The 20,116-nt window shown below is 51.5% G+C and carries 23 protein-coding genes and 1 other annotated feature; of the genes, 2 read left to right on the top strand and 21 right to left on the bottom strand.

All coding sequences use genetic code 11. The annotated features are described in order from the left end of the window. Positions 1-95: 95 nt before the first annotated feature. From CJP46_RS14030 to CJP46_RS13995, 9 genes are all read right to left on the bottom strand, one after another. Positions 96-653: a lysophospholipid acyltransferase family protein gene (locus tag CJP46_RS14030; protein WP_094596862.1), complete on the bottom strand. Its 558-nt coding sequence runs from the start codon at positions 651-653 to the stop codon at positions 96-98. 35 nt (positions 654-688) lie between these two features. Further along, positions 689-1,393 carry a (d)CMP kinase gene (cmk, locus tag CJP46_RS14025; RefSeq protein ID WP_094596243.1) on the bottom strand — a complete coding sequence of 235 codons (705 nt, stop codon included), beginning with the start codon at positions 1,391-1,393 and terminating at the stop codon, positions 689-691. 106 nt (positions 1,394-1,499) lie between these two features. After that, complete coding sequence (locus CJP46_RS14020) at positions 1,500-1,721, bottom strand: hypothetical protein (RefSeq protein WP_094596242.1); 222 nt, start codon at positions 1,719-1,721, stop codon at positions 1,500-1,502. 67 nt (positions 1,722-1,788) lie between these two features. After that, positions 1,789-2,442 (bottom strand): flagellar brake protein, encoded by a 654-nt coding sequence (locus CJP46_RS14015; RefSeq protein WP_179281168.1) that lies wholly within the window; start codon positions 2,440-2,442, stop codon positions 1,789-1,791. Positions 2,443-2,589: 147 nt separating this feature from the next. Beyond that, positions 2,590-3,954 carry a germination protein YpeB gene (gene ypeB, locus CJP46_RS14010; RefSeq protein WP_094596241.1) on the bottom strand — a complete coding sequence of 455 codons (1,365 nt, stop codon included), beginning with the start codon at positions 3,952-3,954 and terminating at the stop codon, positions 2,590-2,592. Between the two features lie 83 nt (positions 3,955-4,037). Then, positions 4,038-4,187, bottom strand: a complete 150-nt coding sequence (locus CJP46_RS36530; RefSeq protein WP_163879344.1) for a hypothetical protein — start codon at positions 4,185-4,187, stop codon at positions 4,038-4,040. A gap of 78 nt (positions 4,188-4,265) precedes the next feature. Next, positions 4,266-4,961 (bottom strand): glutamic-type intramembrane protease PrsW, encoded by a 696-nt coding sequence (prsW, locus tag CJP46_RS14005; RefSeq protein WP_094596240.1) that lies wholly within the window; start codon positions 4,959-4,961, stop codon positions 4,266-4,268. Between the two features lie 127 nt (positions 4,962-5,088). Beyond that, positions 5,089-5,703 (bottom strand): genetic competence negative regulator, encoded by a 615-nt coding sequence (locus CJP46_RS14000; protein ID WP_094596239.1) that lies wholly within the window; start codon positions 5,701-5,703, stop codon positions 5,089-5,091. A gap of 188 nt (positions 5,704-5,891) precedes the next feature. Next, positions 5,892-6,200, bottom strand: coding sequence for a hypothetical protein (locus CJP46_RS13995; RefSeq protein ID WP_094596238.1), 309 nt, complete (start codon positions 6,198-6,200; stop codon positions 5,892-5,894). A 95-nt stretch (positions 6,201-6,295) separates the two neighbouring features. Here CJP46_RS13995 and CJP46_RS13990 point away from each other — a divergent pair, with 95 nt between their 5' ends. Continuing rightward, entirely contained in the window at positions 6,296-7,231 is a 936-nt protein-coding gene (locus CJP46_RS13990; RefSeq protein ID WP_094596237.1) for a polysaccharide deacetylase family protein, read from the top strand. Positions 7,232-7,277: 46 nt separating this feature from the next. On the opposite strand, the gene CJP46_RS13985 is transcribed toward CJP46_RS13990, so the two are convergent. Genes CJP46_RS13985 through CJP46_RS13975 form a run of 3 tightly spaced genes read right to left on the bottom strand, consistent with a single transcriptional unit; the run spans position 7,278 to position 9,162 of the window. Further along, positions 7,278-8,135: a metallophosphoesterase gene (locus CJP46_RS13985; protein ID WP_094596236.1), complete on the bottom strand. Its 858-nt coding sequence runs from the start codon at positions 8,133-8,135 to the stop codon at positions 7,278-7,280. Further along, entirely contained in the window at positions 8,129-8,572 is a 444-nt protein-coding gene (locus CJP46_RS13980; RefSeq protein WP_094596235.1) for a hypothetical protein, read from the bottom strand. The genes CJP46_RS13985 and CJP46_RS13980 overlap by 7 nt, the downstream gene beginning before the upstream one ends. Continuing rightward, positions 8,569-9,162: a type II CAAX endopeptidase family protein gene (locus CJP46_RS13975; RefSeq protein WP_094596234.1), complete on the bottom strand. Its 594-nt coding sequence runs from the start codon at positions 9,160-9,162 to the stop codon at positions 8,569-8,571. The genes CJP46_RS13980 and CJP46_RS13975 overlap by 4 nt, the downstream gene beginning before the upstream one ends. A 360-nt stretch (positions 9,163-9,522) precedes the next feature. After that, positions 9,523-9,757, top strand: a binding site (T-box leader). A gap of 242 nt (positions 9,758-9,999) precedes the next feature. Here CJP46_RS13975 and serA point away from each other — a divergent pair. Next, the gene (gene serA / locus CJP46_RS13970) at positions 10,000-11,595 is read left to right on the top strand and encodes a phosphoglycerate dehydrogenase (RefSeq protein ID WP_094596233.1); all 1,596 of its coding nucleotides are present in this window, start codon (positions 10,000-10,002) and stop codon (positions 11,593-11,595) included. A 165-nt stretch (positions 11,596-11,760) separates the two neighbouring features. Here serA and CJP46_RS13965 read toward each other — a convergent pair whose 3' ends face one another. The 9 genes from CJP46_RS13965 to CJP46_RS13925 all read right to left on the bottom strand — a co-directional run bounded on the left by CJP46_RS13965 (position 11,761) and on the right by CJP46_RS13925 (position 20,096). Beyond that, positions 11,761-13,194: an ATP-binding protein gene (locus CJP46_RS13965; RefSeq protein ID WP_094596232.1), complete on the bottom strand. Its 1,434-nt coding sequence runs from the start codon at positions 13,192-13,194 to the stop codon at positions 11,761-11,763. A gap of 1 nt (position 13,195) precedes the next feature. After that, positions 13,196-13,912, bottom strand: coding sequence for a response regulator transcription factor (locus CJP46_RS13960; RefSeq protein ID WP_076170066.1), 717 nt, complete (start codon positions 13,910-13,912; stop codon positions 13,196-13,198). A 206-nt stretch (positions 13,913-14,118) separates the two neighbouring features. Next, on the bottom strand, positions 14,119-15,381 hold the full coding sequence (gene ccsA / locus CJP46_RS13955; RefSeq protein WP_094596231.1) for a cytochrome c biogenesis protein CcsA: 1,263 nt from the start codon (positions 15,379-15,381) through the stop codon (positions 14,119-14,121). Then, a complete protein-coding gene (gene resB / locus CJP46_RS13950) occupies positions 15,378-17,069 on the bottom strand; it encodes a cytochrome c biogenesis protein ResB (RefSeq protein WP_256992342.1) in 1,692 nt (563 codons plus the stop codon). Before resB ends, ccsA begins: the two co-directional genes overlap by 4 nt. Then, complete coding sequence (gene resA / locus CJP46_RS13945; protein ID WP_094596230.1) at positions 17,069-17,593, bottom strand: thiol-disulfide oxidoreductase ResA; 525 nt, start codon at positions 17,591-17,593, stop codon at positions 17,069-17,071. The genes resB and resA overlap by 1 nt, the downstream gene beginning before the upstream one ends. Before the next feature lie 128 nt (positions 17,594-17,721). Then, positions 17,722-18,462: a pseudouridine synthase gene (locus CJP46_RS13940; protein WP_094596229.1), complete on the bottom strand. Its 741-nt coding sequence runs from the start codon at positions 18,460-18,462 to the stop codon at positions 17,722-17,724. A 21-nt stretch (positions 18,463-18,483) separates the two neighbouring features. After that, positions 18,484-18,825, bottom strand: a complete 342-nt coding sequence (locus CJP46_RS13935; RefSeq protein WP_094596228.1) for a peptidoglycan recognition protein family protein — start codon at positions 18,823-18,825, stop codon at positions 18,484-18,486. Between the two features lie 80 nt (positions 18,826-18,905). After that, on the bottom strand, positions 18,906-19,439 hold the full coding sequence (locus CJP46_RS13930; RefSeq protein ID WP_094596227.1) for a spore maturation protein: 534 nt from the start codon (positions 19,437-19,439) through the stop codon (positions 18,906-18,908). 9 nt (positions 19,440-19,448) lie between these two features. Beyond that, positions 19,449-20,096, bottom strand: coding sequence for a nucleoside recognition domain-containing protein (locus CJP46_RS13925; RefSeq protein WP_094596226.1), 648 nt, complete (start codon positions 20,094-20,096; stop codon positions 19,449-19,451). Positions 20,097-20,116 lie beyond the last annotated feature (20 nt).

The following is a 20,116-nucleotide window of genomic DNA, read 5'->3' as shown; positions in this document are numbered from 1 at the left end:
ATTTATTCAAACCTGCTGACGCAGAGTTCAAAACATCATAAAAGCAGTACGAATCATATGTTTCCAATAAGTGCTTTTGTTCATGCACAACCCGGTTATTTCCCCGAGGGTCTGCCAGTCTTCTCCATTTCATGGATCCGGTCCATGATGCGTTCTGTAACCAGCTCGAGTGGATCGCCATCCACCTCGCCGCTCTTAAGGTCATCCATGGCGATAGGTTGTCCATACACGATTTTCATTTTCCTGAAAATCTTGTAGTCGCCAAGAATCGCGGCCGGCACAACGGCGGCATTGCCACGGAGCGCAAACATCGCAGCCCCTTTTTTGGCGGCACCTGTATCGGAAAAGCGGGTTCCTACCGGAAAGATGCCCATGATTTCACCGCCACGCAAAATGGAGATGGATTTCTTGAAGGACTCCTTGCTGACTCCTCCCCGCTTGACGGGAAAAGCCCCGAACTGGGTGATCAGCCATCCCAAAACAGGAACCTTGAACAATTCTTCTTTGGCCATGAACTTGACCTGCCGCTTCACCTTGATCCCGACGGAAATCGGATCGAGCAGACTTTTGTGATTGGAGCAGAGCAGCACCCCGCCTTCTTGGGGGATATTCTCCGTACCGACCGCTTCAAAGCGAAACAGCAAGATGAACATTGCCCTAAGGATATCCCGGCAAAAAACGTAAATCTTCAATTTTTCTCCCCACCCCTGTACGTTTTGCAGTAATCAACGATGGTGTCGACAACCTGAGGTATATCTATGTGTGTCGTATCCAGGACAATCGCGTCGTCGGCGCAGCGAAGCGGCGAAATTTCGCGTTCTGTGTCCAGACGGTCACGTCTCTCGATATCCTTCTCAAGCTGTTCCAATGTCAATCCTTCTGCATCGTTCATTTCCTTGTACCGGCGGAGAGCACGCTCTTTGACGCTTGCCGTCATGAAAATCTTCACTTCGGCATCTGGAAGCACGGTCGTTCCGATATCTCGTCCATCCATCACTATGCCTTTGTGCAGAGCCATCTGCTGCTGCAAGGCAACGAGGCGGCGTCTTACTCCTTCAATTTGCGAGTATTGGGAAACCATCCCGTTCACCTGCAAAGAACGGATGTAAGGGGTCACATCTTCGCCGTTGACCAGAACCTTTTGCCCGTCTTCCCCGGGTATTAATTCAATCACCATCTTTTGGGTGAGTTGAAGCACTTTTTCCGGAAATTCCGGTCCAATTCCTTGCTCCATCATGAACCACGTTACGGCCCGATACATGGCTCCTGTGTCCACGTATATGTACGAGAGGGCTCTCGCCACCAGGCGGGCAATCGTGCTTTTGCCGGCCCCGGCAGGTCCATCGATTGCAATGTTGATTCTCAAGTTATCCTCTGTCCCCTGCCTAACCAAAGGGGCATTCCTCCTCAAACATAAGCCTCAAGAAAAAAGCAGGCATTGCCTGCGTCGAGAAAATTATACCACACAACCAATTCCGATGCAAAAACGTCCATCCATTTTACTCCTTCCAATCCTTGACATCCTGCTCTTTGACAGGGATCCCGTCAAGCTTGTACACCGGAGACAGGTACGGCCTGATCGCCTTGATGTGAAGCGCACCCTGCATCAATATCAGCATGACAACAAGCGCGATTAAAGCCCTCTTCACCCACTTGGACAAAACGCGAAAGCATTCCCCGAACAGCCGGACATACTGCCGAACCTGATCTTGTTCATCCATTAGATACACTCCCTGAATTTTCCTATTAGTGTATCCTTGGCTTAACAAAATATTCCCTGCCCATCCGTCAGCGGTTCCGGAAATCAAACTGGCGTTCGAAGCAGTAGCGGATCAGCTTTTGCCGCTCCATATCCGTAATCGCTTCGAACTTCAGCATCACGATTCTCCGCCCGTTATCGAGCTGCTGGATGCGGACGACGCCACCTTTAAACGGGACATGCTCCAGGTTTCCGTTCTTATACGGCACCAGCACCCAACAGTTCAGCATATCACCTTCCCGGATCACCTTGTCCGAGTCGCAGTAAAAGGAAATGCCGCCCCCGCCGACATCTTCGGTTCGCGTGACGAAACGGATATTGTGCTCGGTTTGGACCGCCACCTCCAGCCCGGCATTGACGCGCAAAAAGCTTCGGCGCTGGATTTTTCCGATCGCCTCGGGCTCAGGCCTGCGGATCCGTACCATGCGGACGACGTCATCCTTGAAACCGAGCACATAAGTATTGAAAAAATTTTTAACGCCCCCCTCGGTCAAAAAATAAACCGAAAGCTCGTCACCCATGTGCAGCTTTTTTAGCTGACCGGTCTTTTCCTGGATGGGCACCTCCATTAGAATGGATTCATCCTCCAAATCCGTGATTCGGGACTTGTACTCCACCCCTGCTTCTTTTGGATCTCCGGAATCCACGGAGATAAATAGTTGATCGCTGATTTTAGGAAACAACAAACTCACCGCCAGCCTGTAAAATAGCATTCTATCCTGATTATACCATGTCTTTGTTCATAGGTAATCAGTGTTTTTGCGAAACAAAAAAGCCCCTCGGCTCATGCGAGAGGCTTTACTTGTGACTTTTTACTTGCAACTTTACGCCTATTTAACAGCTTTTTTGTCGGAATCCTTGAGCTCCTCAACGGATCTTTCAGAGCCGTCATTGGCATCCAGGTAAATCCGGTATCTGGAGCCGTTAATGTTTCCTCCAAATTCGTAGCAGAGAGCTTCCTGGGACGATTCGTCCTTGATCAGCGCCAGCCGGTTGTATTTTTCCTTGAATTCGGGATTCAGCTTCTTCCGTGCCTGGCTCAAGGTCAGCTTCGGCTTTGGAATTTTGCGCGCGGATTGCTCGGATTGCTCATAAACCAGGTCACTGGCCTGGAACCCGGTCACTTCACCGTTATCGAGCCCGACCCGTACCGTCATTTTTTCCGGGTATACCAGCACGCCGTCCTGTTTGCGCACATACGTGAAGTTGCCCATATTGTCATACTGGTCTGCGGTAACGGCCTTCATATCCTTGTAGCCTTTGCTTTGCAAAAACTGGTCGGCCTTCTTGCGTGCCTCTTCCATCGTAACCGACTTCGGTCCGACTTTCCGGTTATCGGAAAATGAAATCAGATGGCCGCCTTGCCGGGTGAAGTTCAGCGACAGCGGAGCCGGCCGGTTGTTGGAGCTGACCGTGGCGGTGTAAGACTCCCATTCGGTTCCTTTACCGTTTTCGGTAACTTGAACGTTGGATCCGCCTCCTGCATTGGCAAAATCAGCCGCTTTCCGCTTAATATCTTCGGGTGATACCGGCTGTGCTGACAGCTTTTTCACCGATCGTTTGTTATAGATGCTGGATACCGCCGGCCCCCAGTCCAATTCCGGGTATTCGCCGACTTTTTTATCCACTGTTTTGAAGCCGTCGATAATGGTATTGTCCAGCTTCTTGTCTTCCGTGGCCATCGCGCTCTCCACGTCCATCCAGCGGAGCCGGTTGCTGATTACCTTGGACTGCACGTCCTGCAGATCCTTGGTAATTTGTCCGGAGCTGGCGTAGAGCGCCTTCAGGTTTTTAATTTCCTCGTTTGACAGCGGCTCTTTCTCCAGATTGCGCATGGAGGTCTGGTAGGAAAACTTCGATATTTTGGACAGGAACTCTTCGGTCTTGTTAAACGGGAGCATGGTGAGCGGCAGCTGGTTAATTTCATTCTGCGCTTCGCTCGTCAGACGCCATACGTTGACCAGGCCTTTCCGGTGCATCGCATTGGAAGCCGAGCTTACAGCCAGCGTATTGCCCAACTCGCCGTGCAGGCGGTCCATATGATAGGACAGGTCATGAAAAGCCCGCTGATACTGGTTCTCCGCCTTGATCAGCACGGCGTTCTTCTCCTGGTTCTCTTGATACCCCCACACAAACGCTCCGATCATAAACAGGGTGACTATGGGAAATAAAACAGCGCTTAATCGCTTGTACATGTGAAGTCTCCTTTCTTCAACTTAAAGCTGGTGTTAGTTTGACTTGAAGAAAGGAGTCTTATGCATCGTTTCCCAGGTTCGGTTCAAAACGGATCTTCTTCGATATCGAACTGGCTTTGGTTGTTGCATAAGCACTGCTTGAAGCCGGTTTCGATTTTCCCGCGCTCTTTTTTACCGCGCAGTACGTAGCGTTCTCCGCATTGCCTGCAGACGATTTTTACTTTGACACGCAAAAAAGGACACCTCCATCCTAAAAAGATTAGATCCGAATGCGGATTGTAACTTCTTAGGATAAAGTGTGTCCAATTAAATTACGTATTAACCTCTTCCTCCCGCTTCACGAAACGGAACGGAGAGCGGTTGTTGGCCCGATAAACCTTGCCCATGCCCCCGTACCATAAAAAGGCCATCAGCGGGACGATAAACCAGATCCAATAATGCGTCATCGTGCTTAGAATAAAATCGTAAACCCCGTGCCAGAACCACGGGATGACCATTGAATAGATCAGAAAACGTTTGGCTTTGGCTCCGGTTGAAAACCTCGCTCTGCCGAGGTAATACCCCATCATAACCCCGAACATGGCATGCCCCGATACCGGCAGCAGCGCCCGCAGGAACATCGCCCCGATAGACGCATGGCTGTACCAAGCGTACATGACGTTCTCCACTGTCGCAAAACCTAGGGAAATCGCCACAGCGTACACGATTCCGTCGTACGGTTCGTCGAACTCCGTATGGTTATATATCATGTGAAACAGCACGAACCATTTCAAAAATTCCTCTACAAACGCCGAGATGACAAACGAATCCAGATACGGATTGGCGCCGAGACCCGTCGTAAGGCCCCGCTGGATGATCATGACCGGAATCACGATCATAAATCCGAGCAGAAATACCTTGATCACCATGAGCAGCGGTTCCTGATCGTATCTGTCCTTTAAATAAAAATAGGTCAATAGGGCAAGACCCGGCGCCAATGCCGACGCGATAACCGAAAACAAAAGCACCGTTCTTAATCCCTCCACTTCCTGACAGCGGCCTTCGCCGTCCTGCCGAATGTTATTACTGCATCAAGGCAAAGTTCATCCCATGAAGATGGATTCCTCATGGGATGTCTCAAACAGGATAACGGTGTTAATCCTGGCGCTTGAAATGTGTGCAAATGACGTCGACCGCATTCTCGGCGATGACGACCTTGCCGTATTCCTCAAGAACTGCTTCCGTATAGGATGCAGCTTCTCCAAACTCAGCAAGAACTGCGATCAGCGAAGGAAGCTGATTAGCGTCAATTTCTTCTGGGTCCATGTAGAGCACCCATTTATCTCTATAATGATAAAGCCGCCCGGCTTCGGTAATATGTCGGTGAAGTACATGTGCAGCTTCGATCAGCACTTCGAAGTCGTTAAAAGCATACACGATGGAATCGCTTTGTTCAAGCGTGACTTCCATTTCGTAAACTTCTTCAGGGAGTTCATCTTCACCCAGTTGGCTGTACTGATGATGATCGTATTTCCCCCGGGTCACGATGACGACCATACCTTGAGCAGGAAGTGCAAACACTTCCACAGCGAGCGGTCCCGTAGCATCAAAGCCCAGTTCGTTATAGGCCTGATCCATCATTTCGGTAAACAGCTCGTGAACCTTCGGGATTTCTTGCCACATATCTTCCTTCTGGATGCCCCGTTCGCTCAGGTCGTCAAACGTAAGGAAAATCCGTATCTTATCTGAGCTTAAGCGTTCTATTTTCATGACAGGATCCTCCTCTTGCAAGCATTGTTATAACAAATTATGATGTCTCCCATAATATGTGCTGAAAATAGTTCTATGTAAGTATGTTATCATTATATAACCATAAATGCACGCTGTAAAATGGACAAAAAAAGAATCATTTGGAGCGGATAACCGCCCGTTAAATGATTCTAATGGGTTTGACGCGTTTACAATCCAGGTATCATCGAATTTGTCTCTTTTAGAATCATGTCCACTTCCCGCTTGACATCCGGATTGGTGCGGATAAAATCTTTAATTTGCGTGACGCTGGATGCCTTGGAATGCGAATCGTTGTGGGACACATGAGCGTCGTGGCGATGGGAAGAGCCCATTCCGATGTTCGCCATGTCCATCATTTTTTCCTTGGCATTACCGCCCATGACGGACGATATCATGCTGCGTCCCCGGGTTCTGGACAACAGCGTCGTTGCAGCAGCACCAATCAATATACCGCCAATAAATGCAGAAGTGTTCATTTAGGTACAACCTCCTTATGGGATGAAGTCGATTATATTTTGAACGAATATGGACCGACTCATGCGGCATAAATTCAGGAAAGCGAGATGAAATCATGGTTAAAATCACGGCGGCGCTGGCTCTCGGCTCACTGCTCATCCTTAGCGCCTGCGGACATGAGGGACAAAAAGACCAGCAGACGGTCCCTCCAGCTCAGACAAGCGAAGTACATAAAGAAAATGCGAGCGGCACCACAACGAACGAAACGTCAGGCGCTCAAAAAGGCGGATCCGGATCGGTAAATTCTCCGGAAACGAAACAAGACCAAACGAACCAAGCCCAAACGGTTCAAGACAACGCGTCCAAGCCGGATTCCGAAGATCAGCAACCCGGTACGAATGCCGTAAAAGTCCAGTATCACATGAATAGTGCTTACAATATTGTTCCGAATGCCGAAGGAATTCATCAAAAGGTCGTGCTGCTCACCTTCGACGACGGTCCTAAAAAAGCCGAGATGATCAACGGCTTAATCGATACGCTGGACAAGCATCACGCCAAAGCGATATTTTTCGTTAACGGATACCGTGTCAAGCAGCATCCGGAGCTGCTGAAATTAATCGCCGACCGCGGACAGACCATTGGCAACCACAGCTGGGATCACATCATCCTCAAAAATAAGCCGGAAGCGGAAGTACGCAAGCAAATCGAGGATACGCAGCAAATCGTCAAGGCAACCATAGGCAAAGCGCCGGTATTTTTTCGTCCCCCGAACGGTGCGGGCGGTGACATCGGCAAAAAGATTGCCAAGGAGAACGGTCTTCTCTACATGACCTGGTCCAACGGTTCCCTGGATTGGACGATGAGCTCCAAAGGCAGCGGCAACGCGGACAAGGTTGTCGCGAACGTGCTGGACCAGCTGCACAGCGGCAGCAACATTTTAATGCACGAGCTTCCTTGGACCGTCGAAGCGCTGGATACGCTCCTCACCAAATTGGAAAGCAAGGGTTATAGCTTCGTGGATCCCGAAAGCATCGATACCCAAATCAAATGATGGTGCTCAAAAATGCGCAAAAAAGCAGCCGGTATATCGGCTGCTTTTACTTGTTCATCCATGTATTTCCGCTGGGTTCCGACCTTAGCGTAAGGACATGCATTTCCGCGGGGCAGCACAGGCGGAGCGGAACGCGCCTTGTGCCGAAACCGCGGCTGATCAGCATGCGGGGCCGGCGGAACGCTGCTTCCGGCTGCTCCCAATCAAACCACCCCGAAGCATACTGGCGGTAAAATTTATTCAACCGGACTGGTCCCAGCCAAGGCAGCGTAATTTGTCCGCCATGTGTATGGCCGGCAAGCACAAGGTCGGCCGGGATCGCCGTTTGCTTTTGGATCCAGGCCGGGTCATGAACGACTAGAATGCGGCACTCAGCGCCCCCTTCTACCGTGGGCAGCTGTGGAACCGGAGGATAGTCGTTTCGTTTATATCTGGGATAATCAACGCCGGTTAACCAAATTCGCCTGCCGTTTTGCATCAATGGTACATTCTCGTCCCGCAGCAAAGTGACCCCGCACGCGGCCATCAGCGCCTCTAATCCGTCCGGATCGGCCTTATAATCATGGTTGCCGTATACGGCATACACAGGGGCGATTTCGGCAAGCAGCTTTAAGTTGTGCTCCACCTGGCTCAGCGGTACGTTCCGTTCCATAATATCCCCGCCGAGGATCACCCAATCGACCGTTCCGGCCAGCTGCCGCACCGTCTTCCCCGTCAGTCTTCTGCTGTGCAGATCCGATATAAAGAGGAGCTTGCAGCCGTCAAAGGGCTGAGGCAGCCTCTCCAGCCGCACATCGGCCTGCTGAACCAGCTGCAGCCTCGCCTCATACGACATCCGGGCGAAAAGCGCTGCGGCCGCAGCGGCAACGCCCGCCCCCGCCCAAGCGACCCAAGGGGCTACCATAGTTCCTCCAGCGGAGGAGCGCCCTTGATTCCCCAATAGACCAGAAATGCCGTTAAACAGATAAATAAAAAGATCAAAGTGTTCGTAAAATATTTGCTGATCTTGATTCGCCTGGATCCGTAAGTGTCAGCCCTTGCCGGAACGGCGGGCTCGTTAACCGCCTCCCTTTTCCCGGCCGCACGGTTACTTCGCCGTGTCTGCTGCGCTCCCGCCGAACCCGAAGCATCTGCAGCTCTGGCGGCAGCTGGCGCTCGTTTCCCCGTATCTCCCGCTGCTTTTCCACGTCTGAGCGTTCCGGCCGCCCGGGATGAAGACGTCTGTGCCGGCTTGGACTTGGGTGAAGTCCGTTTGCTCCCTCCCGTAGAAGCCTCCTTTTTTACCGGAGGCTTTTTCCGATTTTTTCTGTACGTTTCCACTCTGCTTAATTCGCTGTTCATGATTCCCTCCGAAATCGAATCACTAGCCCGGATACACAATCAATCATAAAATGGCATAAGACCGGGGCAAGCAGTGTTCCGGAATGTATGTAAATATATCCGAGGCCGTAACTGCTCAAAAAAACCCAGCCGGTTGGAATCCAGTGCTTCAAATACCGGACGTGAATAACCGCAAATAATATACTGGTCCAATACGGACCGAACGCATGCTGCACGGCTCCCCGGAACAGCAGCTCTTCGCATACCGCCACAACGGCGGAGATAACTATGATATGCCATACGGGACGGCGCTGGAACAGCATGTTGTTGATTCCCCCGTCGTCCATAACTTCTTCCGGCGTAATCCGGGAAACGAGGAAATCGACGGCAAACATCGCAACGGCCAACCCCAGTCCCCAAGCCACCACCTGTCCGGGATGATGAAGCTGAAACAAGGCAAGCGGATTTCTTCTTTGAAGCAGAATCCATACGAGACCGATCAGTAAGGTGAGACCTTGGGTGATATACAGATTGATAAGAAGTAGACGGTCATTCAGTTGTTCAGGCTTAGCCTGCTGAATTTTGGGTAATTTCCATTTCCTTTTTTTCATGATGAGGCCTGCCTGTCTATTAAGTTTCTGATACTAGCAAGAATGCAACCATCCCACAACGCGAAGAATTTGTCCCGAGCGACTGTTTGTATTTTGCGGGACCCCCGAAATATACGATTCAACAACCAGTAAGTAAAACGTTTATCCTACTTTCAAGGAAGCCAGACCGCATTTAGCGGAAGCTTACCTTGCGATTACAGAACGGTTCAGCTCTGCTAAAATTTATACATTCTATAATCTTAAAAAAGTCCTCCCAGCATTAGAATCATAGCAGATTAAGAGCAGAACATTCAAGGGAAGCACTTTTACCTATTGACATGCTTGATCAGCCCGTGATACATTATGGAAAAATTAATTGAGCGAAACACGATGAAGGAAAGAAGAGGCTTCAACGTCCCCAGAGAGCCGGTGGTTGGTGCAAACCGGCGACAGTGAAGTCATCTTTAGCGTTCCAGAGCAACTGCATTGAACTACCAAGTAGGTGCAGTCGGATGATTCCGTTACCAATCAGGTCTCCTATTAGAAGACCTTGAGGCTGCCGTTCGCGAAGACGGCGGTGAATTAGGGTGGCACCACGACAACTCTCGTCCCTTACTACGCAAGTAGTATGCGGATCGGGAGTTTTTTTGCGTCCCCACGTCGGTAGGGGATCGAATTTCGGCCTGCTGCACTTCTATTCTTTGTTACAGCACCGCGTTGCTTTAGGAATAGACTTAGGCATCTGCTTTAATACCATCACGATGGGTCAGCTTCTCTATTTTCGGCTTCACGGATGTGTTCCTTCCGGACACGTTCTTATATATAAGCGTTTTAGATATTTAAGGAGGATGGAAACCAATGTTTAAAGTGTTAGTATCGGATCCGATCAGTGATCTGGGAATCCAGCAGTTAGTCGATGCACCTGATGTAACGGTAGAAAAAAATACCGGACTCTCCGAAGACGAGCTTGTGGCGATCATTGGGGATTATGACGCCCTTCTCGTACGCAGCCAAACGCGCGTTACTGAAAAAATCATGGCCGCAGGCACCCGTCTGAAAGTCGTCGGCCGCGCCGGCGTCGGCGTGGACAATATCGACCTCGAAGCGGCAACCCAACGCGGCATCATCGTTATTAATGCCCCTGACGGCAATACGATAACAACCTGCGAGCATACCTTTGCAATGATGATGGCACTGGCTCGCCACATTCCTCAAGCCTATGCCAAAACGATCAACGGAACTTGGGACCGCAAATCGTTCCTTGGCGTCGAGCTTCGCAACAAAACGCTTGGCGTTCTCGGCATGGGGCGGATCGGCAGCGAAGTTGCAAAACGGGCCAAAGCTTTCGGTATGAACATTCTGGCATTCGATCCGTTCCTGACCCAAGAGCGCGCCGAGAAGCTTGAGGTCAAGCTGGCGACGGTTGACGATATTATCCGGAATGCCGATTTTATGACGGTACACACACCGCTTACGCCGGAAACCCGCCATATGATCTCCCGCCCGCAATTTGAGGTGATGAAGAAGGGTATGCGCATCATCAACTGCGCCCGCGGCGGAGTGATTGACGAGATGGCCTTGGTTGAGGCGATCAATGAGGGCATCGTTGCCGGCGCTGCTTTCGACGTGTTTGAATCGGAGCCGCCGCAGCAGGACCACCCGTTCCTGAACCATCCAAAAATCATCGTGACGCCTCACCTTGGCGCTTCCACCATCGAAGCTCAGGAGAACGTGGCGATCGACGTGTCCGAAGAAGTACTGCACATTCTGCGCGACGAGCCGTTCAAGAACGCCGTCAACATGCCGCCAGTGGCGCCGAGCATCATGAGCCGCTTGCAGCCTTACTTCTCGCTTGGCGAGAAACTTGGCAGCTTTGCCGCCCAAATTACGAAAAACCAGGCCATCCACGAAATTCATGTGGACTATGCGGGAGACTTGTCCGACATCGACACCCTTCCGCTGACCCGCTACATCGTGAAGGGAGTGCTTGCCCACCACCTTGGCAGTGAAGTTAATATCGTCAACTGCATGCATCTCGCGAAAAACCGGGAAGTCAACGTGGTCGTATCCACGGCTCCTAAGTCCAAAGGCTTCACGAACCTGCTTACCGTTACCCTCAAAACATCCGAAAACGAAGAGCGTCTGGTAGCAGGCACCCTGCTTAACGGCTATGGCGAGCGGATCGTGCAGCTGAACAAATTCCCTGTCGATATCGCACCGGAGGGTCATCAAATCCTGATTTCGCATAACGACAAACCGGGCATTATCGGCCAAGTGGGGACGCTGCTCGGCAAGAACGACGTCAACATCGCATCGATGCAGGTCGGCCGGAAAATTATCGGCGGCGAAGCCATCATGATCCTGACCGTTGACAAGGGCGTGCAGAAAGAAGTGCTGACTGAGCTGACGACTATTCCTGAACTCAACAGCGCCGTCGAGATCGTCCTTTCCTAATCGATCCATTTAAATAAAAACAGCGTAAGCCTGGTTCAAGCGAACCCGCTTACGCTGTTTTTTTGTTGAGGCATGAAGCCGGCTGATGTTCCACGTTGAACAAGATTAATCTTTTTTCTTCAACAAAAAAACACCCCGTCAGAGGTGTTTCCTGTTCTTTTTCCATTATTTACGGCTTTCGACAGGCAGCAGGATCGTAAAGGCCGTTCCTTCGCCTAAGCGGCTGTCCACCTGAATGCTGCCCTGGTGCGATTCTACGATGTTTTTAACGATGGCGAGCCCCAGTCCCGTACCGACCGATTCCCCGCGCACCCGCGCCTTGTCCGCCTTGTAAAATCGTTCAAACACGAAAGGCAGATCCTCCGGTGGAATACCCACCCCTTCGTCTTTGACCACGATTCTGATCATCGGCCTTTTGTCCGACACGATACGATCAGCAATGATACTGATTTTCTTCTCTTCAGGCGTATGCCGGAATGCATTGTCAAGCAGATTGGTCATGACCTGCTCAAGACGGTCTTCGTCAGCCTCCTCAAGAACCATTTCCTCCGTCTGACGGTCATAGAGGAGTTCGATATTCCGCTCCTTGGCCCGGACCGCAAACTTGCGGTATACACGTTCCAGCAGTTCGTTCAGGTCCAGCCGTTTTTGGGCCATGTCGACATGCCCTGCTTCCATCCGCGCCATGTCAAGCAGATCCTTGACGAGTCGCCCCATACGGAGGGATTCGTCATGAATGACCTGAATAAGCTCCTGGCTCTCCTCCGGCGACGCTGCCATGCCATCCAGCAGCGCTTCGCTGTACCCCTGCATCATAGACAACGGCGTACGGATCTCATGCGACACGTTGGCAACGAAGTCCTGGCGCATTTTTTCCAGCTGTACTTCCTCGGTTACGTTGCGGAGCACCGCAACCGCCCCACGTATGTCGTTATCCGAATACAGAGGCGCCATATGAACCGACCAGACGCCCTGCTTGACGTGAAGATTCGTGCTCGTATCGCCGCTGCCTTCCAGCATATTATCGAACAGGTCCAGTAAAGGCTCCGGCACCTGCTGTTCCTCTTCCCCCTCGGCGTCCTCCTGGTCCAAATTCCAGTGGATATCCTTCCACAGGGTGATCAGCTTTTGCCCCGGAGGGTTGGTCAAGATCACCTTGCCCGAAGTATCAAAGGTAATGACGCCATCGCTCATGCTTCGCAGGACGCTCGCCAGATGCTCCTTCTCCTGGTTCAGATTGCGGATGTTGTCTTCCAGCTCGGCCGCCATATGATTGAACGTGTTCGCCAGCTTTCCAATCTCGTCGCTCGTATTGATCGACAGCCGCGTGCTGTACTCCCCTTTACGGATCGCTTCCGTAGCCTGAATCATCTGCTGCATCGGCTGCGTGATCTTCGTCAGCAGAAACAATGCGAAGAAGGTCGTCATCGAAAACCCGATGATAGCAGTGTACGTAAACAGACGCTTGATATCTCCGGAGTTCGAATAATTCATATCGATGTATGGAAGGAGAAATAATCCGAGAATAATCAGGATACATGCCACCAGGCAAATGATGGTCGCCCAAAGCTTGCCGACAAGAGAGGTCCAGAAATTCATGTTATTTCGGTACCTCGAGCTTGTATCCGACGCCCCAGACGGTGGTGATCATCGCCGCCGACTCCGGTGATACCTTGTTCAGCTTCTCCCGCAGGCGCTTCACATGCGTGTCAACGGTTCGCAGGTCGCCGAAAAATTCATAGTTCCATACATCCTTCAGCAATTCTTCCCGGGAAAAGACCTTGTCCGGCGAGACAGCCAAGTAATGCAGCAGTTCATATTCCTTAGGCGTTAAGCTGACCTCTTGTCCGTTCGCCGTCACCCGGTGAGCGTCGTGCTCGATGACGAGATGCGGGAAAACGATGTTGTTGCTCGAATTCGTTTCCTTCGACAGATACGCCGTTGCCGAGGAACGCCGCAAAATGGCTTTCACCCGGTAGATGACTTCTCGCGGGCTGAAAGGCTTCACGACATAATCGTCCGCACCGACCTCGAAGCCTTGAACCCGGTTGATTTCCTCGCCCTTGGCGGTCAGCATCAGCACCGGCGTCGATTTGAGCTGGCGCAGCCGGTTGCACACCTCGATGCCGTCCATGCCAGGCAGCATTAAATCCAGCATGATGAGACCATAGTCCTGATTGGACGCTTTACGGAGCGCGGTTTCGCCGTCCTCGGCCTCCTCGACTTCATACCCTTCTTTCTCCAAATACATTTTCAGCAGGCGGCGGATCCGTTCCTCGTCGTCGACGACCAGGATCCGGTTTGTATGTTCTGACATTAAGACCTCAACCCCTTAATATTTCTATGAAGAACTTGATCATTACTCAATGCTTTTAAAAGTCCATAACAAGAAAGACTTCCTTCACGTACATTCTAAGAAGCCAGATCGCAAGCATTTATTCTATTATCTTAACAAAAATCCGTTTCAACATCCAAGCGTGCAATGTGAAACGGATTATTGAATACTAAATTGTCAAATGCGAATCAGCTTGTACCTGCATAGGAGTGAAGTCCGGCAATGACGAGGTTCACACCTACCAGGGTAAACATAACCACGAGGAAGCCGAGAACCGACAGCCACGATGACTGCCGTCCCTGCCAGCCGCGGGACAGTCTGAGATGCAGGTAGGCGCTGTAGAACAGCCAGCAGATGAGCGCCCATACTTCCTTCGGGTCCCATCCCCAGAAGCGGCCCCAAGCGACCTGGGCCCAAATCATCGCGAAAATCAAGGCGCCGAGCGTAAAGATCGGGAACCCGATGGCGATCGCCCGGTAGCTGATCTCATCCAAATCGTCGGCATCGATTCCATCCAGGAACGGAGAGGCCGCGCGTCCAAGCGGCTTGCGTGCGATCAAACGGAGGATCGCATACAGAATAATGCCGGAAATCACCGTCCAAATAATCGTATTGAACTTGCGTCCCGCGTTGATGCCGTTCATCCAGGACGGAGCGCTGAACAGCGGCTTGGTCATGCCGAGGAACGGCTGGTAACTTTCGACCTTGCTGTGATACGGCGCCACGATCGGCGGAAGCTTGTATTCGACGGTCTCGGTGACGGTCGTCGTTTGCCCAGCCGTTCCGGATGCCTTCGTCTGCGTGAACACGGATTCATAACCGGCAGCACGGAATGCAAAGACCGTAATGATAAACGAGATCACCAGAATGATCGAGAAAAATACGATTTCAACCCAGCGCTGCTGGCGTCTGTCCGTTTTTTCCTTGCTGCTGAAGTTCACCGTGCGCAGCAGGTACATAAACCCTGCCGCAAAAGCGATCGCGAAGAACGATTCCCCGGCAGCCGCCATCGTAACGTGGATTTTCAGCCAATAGGACTGCAGCGACGGAATTAGCGGCTGCACCTCCTGCGGAAATACCGCGGCATATGCCATGATAATGATCGTGATCGGCACGGCGAACAAGCCGAGAATCGTTTTGCGGTAAATAAGGTATACCACCGTAAACGCCACCATGACCATCATCGAGAGGAACGACATGAATTCGTACATGTTGCTGACGGGAATATGTCCGCCGCCCGCCCAGCGGGTAAAGAAGTACGTGAGCTCCAGCACCAGGCCCAGGGAGGATGCCCCGAATGCGATATTCCCCCACTTCTTGCGGTGCGACTCCGGATCCCGGTTACTCCACCGGCGGCCCATAATGGCGACCGCAAACAGGATGAACGCCGCACAGTACAGGAAAAATGCGACGACGAACATGTTGCTGCTGAAATTTAACAATCCACTCATGAGTGATTCCCTCCGTTATCCAAGGACTTCTCGTCCACTTCCAGATTCATTTTACGAAGTATCGCCGAAATCTCCCGACGGATGCCGAACCAGTTCTTGTTGGTATGCGCACCGAGCGTTAGGTTCCCATCGTCAATCCGCAGCCAGATCCGGCGGTGCTGCCAATAGAAGCCGAGCACAAGTCCCAGCATGACGATGCCGGCACCGACCCATACGAAAGGCATCGCTCTGTCAACCCGGATGTTCAAATAGGTAGTCGACATCGCAAAGTCTACATTTTCCATTCCCTTGACGTCCAGTTCGAGCGGAACGCTCCCGCCGTTCATTTTGGCGTTAATGGCATCCTGCTGGAAGCGCTCCTTGTCGATTTGTTTCGGGAAGTAGAAATAGTGCACGCCTTCGGTTGGCAAATTCGGCCCCTTAATCAGGAAAAGAAAAGCCGGCGCGTTTGGATTCGGAGTTTTGGTGACGGGCTGACCGTTTTCATCCAGCCCGAAATCGTTGTACTTCTCCTTCAGCTCAAGCGAATACGGCCCCACTTTGTAGTTCCGTTCAGGATCCTTAATGCTCAGCTGGAACATCCCGTAATCCTTGCCGGTCTTCATGTCCACCAGGGACGGTTTGACCGAACGGAGGATCGGGGTCAAATCGAAGTCAAACTGATAGGCCTTCAGGCCTTTGTAGTCCATCGGATCGTTAACCTCTATGTTGTGCTTGTCAACCACCTTCAGCGTAGGCTCCTTGGACGGATCATTGCAGTTAGCCGTGCATTCATAAAGGGTCGCCTGCGTTTTAAACAGCTTCGGAAGCACCTTGTTTTTGCCCTGAAATTCCTTTGGCAGATCTTGTTCCGAGTAGTATTCAACCGTAAATTTTTCGTTTTTCAAATAATACGACGTATTCGGAATATGCTTGATTTCACCCTCTGGAAAAGCCACATGCTGGTCCATGTGCAGGCCGGGCAATCCGCGGGCCAGCACGGCCAGCAGGAAGATGATCAGTCCGATATGGATGACGTATGGACCCCAGCGGCTGAAGCGGTACTTCTCCGCGAGTAAAGCGTTATCCAAGGTATGTACACGGTAGCCCTTTTTCTTGATGCGGGCGGAAGCTTTTTCCACCCATTCCTTGGACTCCAGCTCAACCGGTCCCTCATACACGACGCGCTGACGGGTCAGGAACTGCTTATGCTTCAAAATCCTTTGCTTGGTAAGCGCTTTGTACAATGGCAGCACCCGGTCCAGACTACAGATGACCAGCGACGCGCCGATCATGACGAGCAGAAGGACAAACCACCAGGATTCGTACGTATGCGACAAACCCAGCTTGTAATAGATCCATCCGGGAGTGCCGTAGGTTGCCTTGTAGTACGTCGAGGGATCGATGTTCAAAAACGTGTTTTCCTGGGGGAAAATCGTCCCCAGCATCGATCCGAGCAAGGTCAGGATGATCATGTATACCGCGATCTTTACAGACGAAAAGAAGTTCCAGATCCGGTCTATGAAATTCGGGTTGGCACGCTGAGAGCGTCGTGCCATCCCGTCATAGCGCATCTCCAGAACTTCGTTGGACTCGCGGTCTTCTTGTTCCAAAGGTCTGCCGCAAGCCTCGCAGAGCACCGTTCCTACGGGGTTTTGGTGTCCGCATTCGCACTTGGTGTTCTTGAATGCAATAACTTCCTTCATCATCAGGAATTCACCAACTCTTCAATTTGCTTATCGAGAGTTTGCAAATCCAGCTGTCCCAGATGAATTTTATTGATTTTCCCGTTTGGCGAGACAAAAAACGTCGTAGGCAGCGGGGATATTCCGTAGGATTGAATGGAGTTCTTCTCGGGATCCAGCATAACCGGGAAGCTGACCTGGACCTGCTTCACAAAGTTTTCCACGGCCATTTTGTCTTCGCCGGCGTTGATCCCCACAATGACGACATCCTTATCCTTCCACTTATCATATTGGGCCTGCAAGGCGGGCATTTCCTTCACGCAGGGTTCGCACCAAGTACCCCAGAAATTGACAACGAGCGCTTTGCCTTTATATTCATCCAGCGTATGAACCTTGCCGTCCAGTCCAAGCAGGTCAAAGTTCGGGGCCTTGCTGCCTTCCGTCGGTTTGCCATTAGAGCCCGACACCTGTGTCGTAATGGCGTATCCGCCCAAAATGACAATTAACAGCAGGATAATGATTTGCACCTTTTTTCTAGATTTACCCATGCCAAAAGCTCCCTTTCCATGACAAATCACATATTTTAAGCGCAGAGTTTGAACAACCTATGAACAATTATAGCGAAATATTGTCACAGGTGCTCCGGGAGTATTTGAAAATTATGTGTCCTTCCGTTCTATCTTTTGTTTAAATTTCCCGATTTAGCCATATTTAATAAACTTTGTACTTCTTCCTTTGTCAGATGGCGGTACAAACCGCGTTTCAAATTTTGCAGCAGCAGGTCGCCGAACGCCACACGCTTCAGCCGGATCACCGGGTGCTTGATCGCATCAAACATCCTTCTGACCTGACGGTTGCGGCCTTCGTGGATCGTGATGCTGATCACGGCTTCGTTCTTGTCCGTATTGATATCTTTATATTCGACCTCCGCAGGGGCCGTCATACCATCCTCCAGCTGAATCCCGGCTTTGAGCTTGTCCAGTTCGCTTCCGTGCGGGATGCCTTCCACCGTTGCCAGGTACGTTTTGGGCACGTGATGCCTCGGATGGGTTAGAAGATTGGCAAAATCGCCGTCATTAGTCAGCAGCAGCAAACCTTCCGTATCATAATCCAGACGGCCGACCGGATAAACCCGCTCCTTGATGCCTTTCAAATAATCGGTTACGATTTTTCGTCCCTCCGGGTCGGACGCGCTGGTAATAACCCCTTTCGGCTTGTTGAAAACGACGTAGATCTTCTGTTCGTGCTTGATCGGTTTGCCGTTCACCTTGATGATATCTTCATTCGGGTCCGCCTTGGTCCCTAGCGTGGTTACGGTTTCCCCGTTAACTTCCACTTTGCCGGCCAGAATCAATTCTTCGCACTTGCGGCGCGAAGCGATACCGGCCTGCGCTAATACTTTCTGTAATCTCTCCATGTTCAATAGGTCACCTCAAACCTAATGATAACCATCAACCGGATAAATCACAAGTTCGTTCCATGGAAAATCCGCTCCCGGGCAAGTGTCGGAGTGGGGATACAAATAAAGGGGGGAAATGTTGTAGCGTCGTGCCAGCTCCATGATCAGCTTGCTGGCGACGAACAGCTGCTGTTTTTCGGCAGCGCGAAACAGGGTGTATTCACGGTTAAAATCACCCTGGAGGCAAATATGGATGTGGGACGGATCGGTTACGTAAGGGGAAGAAATGACCGAGGCATCCTCCCCGATCCAAAAATCATAACCCTTCCCGTTGATGGACGGGCATGCGGAATGATGGATGATGAAGCCTTCGAATGTCACGCGGATCACCTCATTTAAACTAGCCTGAGCTTGTTACAGTATATGAGGTGTCCATGAAACCGTTCCATTTGGCAGGCCGGTTATCCGAAGAACAGCAAGCATACGGCAATAGCGGCCGCAAAGCCTACAGCATCCGAAAAAAGACCGACCTTAAGCGCATACCGCCCATTGCGGATTCCGACCGCGCCCAAATAAACGGTGAGCACGTACAGCGTCGTATCCGTGCTTCCTTGAATCGTTGAAGCCATCCGTCCGATCATGGAATCCGGGCCGTACACCGAGATCAGATCGGTAGCGAATGCGAGAGAGCCGGTTCCTGTCAGCGGCCGGAGCAAACCGAGCGGCAATATTTCGCTCGGGACGCCCAAATGCTGAAGGAAGGGACCTGTCCAGCCCACAAAAAAATCAAGGGCCCCCGAGGCCCGGAATATGCTGATTCCTACCATCATACCGACCAGGTTAGGAATGATTTGAATGGCTGTCTGAAATCCCTCTTTGGCACCGTCAACGAAGGACTCGTACACCGGTACCTTCTTTGTAAAAGCGTATAGGGGAATAAACGCGATCAGTACGGGGATCGCCCAGGCCGATATCAGATTGATTAACGCCACCATACGCTCTGCTCACCCTTTCAGCTCGGATTGGGAAGAAGAAACGGGACCCGAGTGCACCGGCGGTTTCCCCGGCCTGCTGCGCATAAATTTGCGCCGGTACCAGCGGTCCATCACCACGGCGGCCAACGTGGCCACGGCGGTCGCCATCAGTGTGGTACCGACGATGTCCGTCGGATTGGCGGACTGATAGTTCATCCGGATCGCGATCAGCGTTGTCGGAATCAAGGTGATGCTGGCCGTATTGAGCGCCAGCAGCGTGCACATCGCCGGGCTGGCGGCCGTTTTATCGGGATTCAGCCTCTGCAGCTCCTGCATTGCCTTGATGCCCATAGGCGTGGCCGCATTGCCGAGACCGAGCAGGTTCGCGCTCATATTGGATAATATATAGCCCATGGCAGGGTGGTTTTTCGGCACATCCGGAAACAAGAAGGTTACGATCGGGCTGAGCAGCCGGGCTATTTTTTTCAGCAGGCCCGAATCTTCCGCCAGGCGCATCATACCGAGCCAGAAAACGAGCACGCTGATTAACCCGAAGCATACCGTGACCCCTGTTTTTGCTCCGTCGAATGCCGCTGAAGTGACCAGTTCAATCTTCCCTTGGGCTGCGGCAAACCCAAATCCAATCAGAATAAGCCCCAGCCAAATCGCATTGATCATTTTGTATCCCCTCTCCCCAG

This window comes from Paenibacillus sp. XY044, from assembly GCF_002257645.1.
Taxonomy (GTDB): domain Bacteria; phylum Bacillota; class Bacilli; order Paenibacillales; family Paenibacillaceae; genus Paenibacillus_AQ.
Note: the sequence above shows the minus strand (reverse complement) of the source record. Positions and strands in the feature narration are given on the sequence as shown.

Excerpts from the sequence above, each read along its gene's own strand:
- CJP46_RS14000 (WP_094596239.1), bottom strand. The coding sequence starts at position 5,703 with ATGAAAATAGAACGCTTAAGCTCAGATAAGATACGGATTTTCCTTACG.
- CJP46_RS13985 (WP_094596236.1), bottom strand. The coding sequence starts at position 8,135 with ATGGTAGCCCCTTGGGTCGCTTGGGCGGGGGCGGGCGTTGCCGCTGCG.
- CJP46_RS13940 (WP_094596229.1), bottom strand. The coding sequence starts at position 18,462 with ATGGAGAGATTACAGAAAGTATTAGCGCAGGCCGGTATCGCTTCGCGC.
- CJP46_RS13975 (WP_094596234.1), bottom strand. The coding sequence starts at position 9,162 with ATGAAAAAAAGGAAATGGAAATTACCCAAAATTCAGCAGGCTAAGCCT.
- CJP46_RS14020 (WP_094596242.1), bottom strand. The coding sequence starts at position 1,721 with ATGGATGAACAAGATCAGGTTCGGCAGTATGTCCGGCTGTTCGGGGAA.
- resB (WP_256992342.1), bottom strand. The coding sequence starts at position 17,069 with ATGATGAAGGAAGTTATTGCATTCAAGAACACCAAGTGCGAATGCGGA.
- CJP46_RS14030 (WP_094596862.1), bottom strand. The coding sequence starts at position 653 with ATGTTCATCTTGCTGTTTCGCTTTGAAGCGGTCGGTACGGAGAATATC.
- CJP46_RS13930 (WP_094596227.1), bottom strand. The coding sequence starts at position 19,439 with ATGGTGGCGTTAATCAATCTGATATCGGCCTGGGCGATCCCCGTACTG.
- CJP46_RS13960 (WP_076170066.1), bottom strand. The coding sequence starts at position 13,912 with ATGTCAGAACATACAAACCGGATCCTGGTCGTCGACGACGAGGAACGG.
- CJP46_RS13980 (WP_094596235.1), bottom strand. The coding sequence starts at position 8,572 with ATGAACAGCGAATTAAGCAGAGTGGAAACGTACAGAAAAAATCGGAAA.
- ccsA (WP_094596231.1), bottom strand. The coding sequence starts at position 15,381 with ATGAGTGGATTGTTAAATTTCAGCAGCAACATGTTCGTCGTCGCATTT.
- serA (WP_094596233.1), top strand. The coding sequence starts at position 10,000 with ATGTTTAAAGTGTTAGTATCGGATCCGATCAGTGATCTGGGAATCCAG.
- CJP46_RS13925 (WP_094596226.1), bottom strand. The coding sequence starts at position 20,096 with ATGATCAATGCGATTTGGCTGGGGCTTATTCTGATTGGATTTGGGTTT.
- CJP46_RS13990 (WP_094596237.1), top strand. The coding sequence starts at position 6,296 with ATGGTTAAAATCACGGCGGCGCTGGCTCTCGGCTCACTGCTCATCCTT.
- CJP46_RS13965 (WP_094596232.1), bottom strand. The coding sequence starts at position 13,194 with ATGAATTTCTGGACCTCTCTTGTCGGCAAGCTTTGGGCGACCATCATT.
- ypeB (WP_094596241.1), bottom strand. The coding sequence starts at position 3,954 with ATGTACAAGCGATTAAGCGCTGTTTTATTTCCCATAGTCACCCTGTTT.
- CJP46_RS13995 (WP_094596238.1), bottom strand. The coding sequence starts at position 6,200 with ATGAACACTTCTGCATTTATTGGCGGTATATTGATTGGTGCTGCTGCA.
- resA (WP_094596230.1), bottom strand. The coding sequence starts at position 17,593 with ATGGGTAAATCTAGAAAAAAGGTGCAAATCATTATCCTGCTGTTAATT.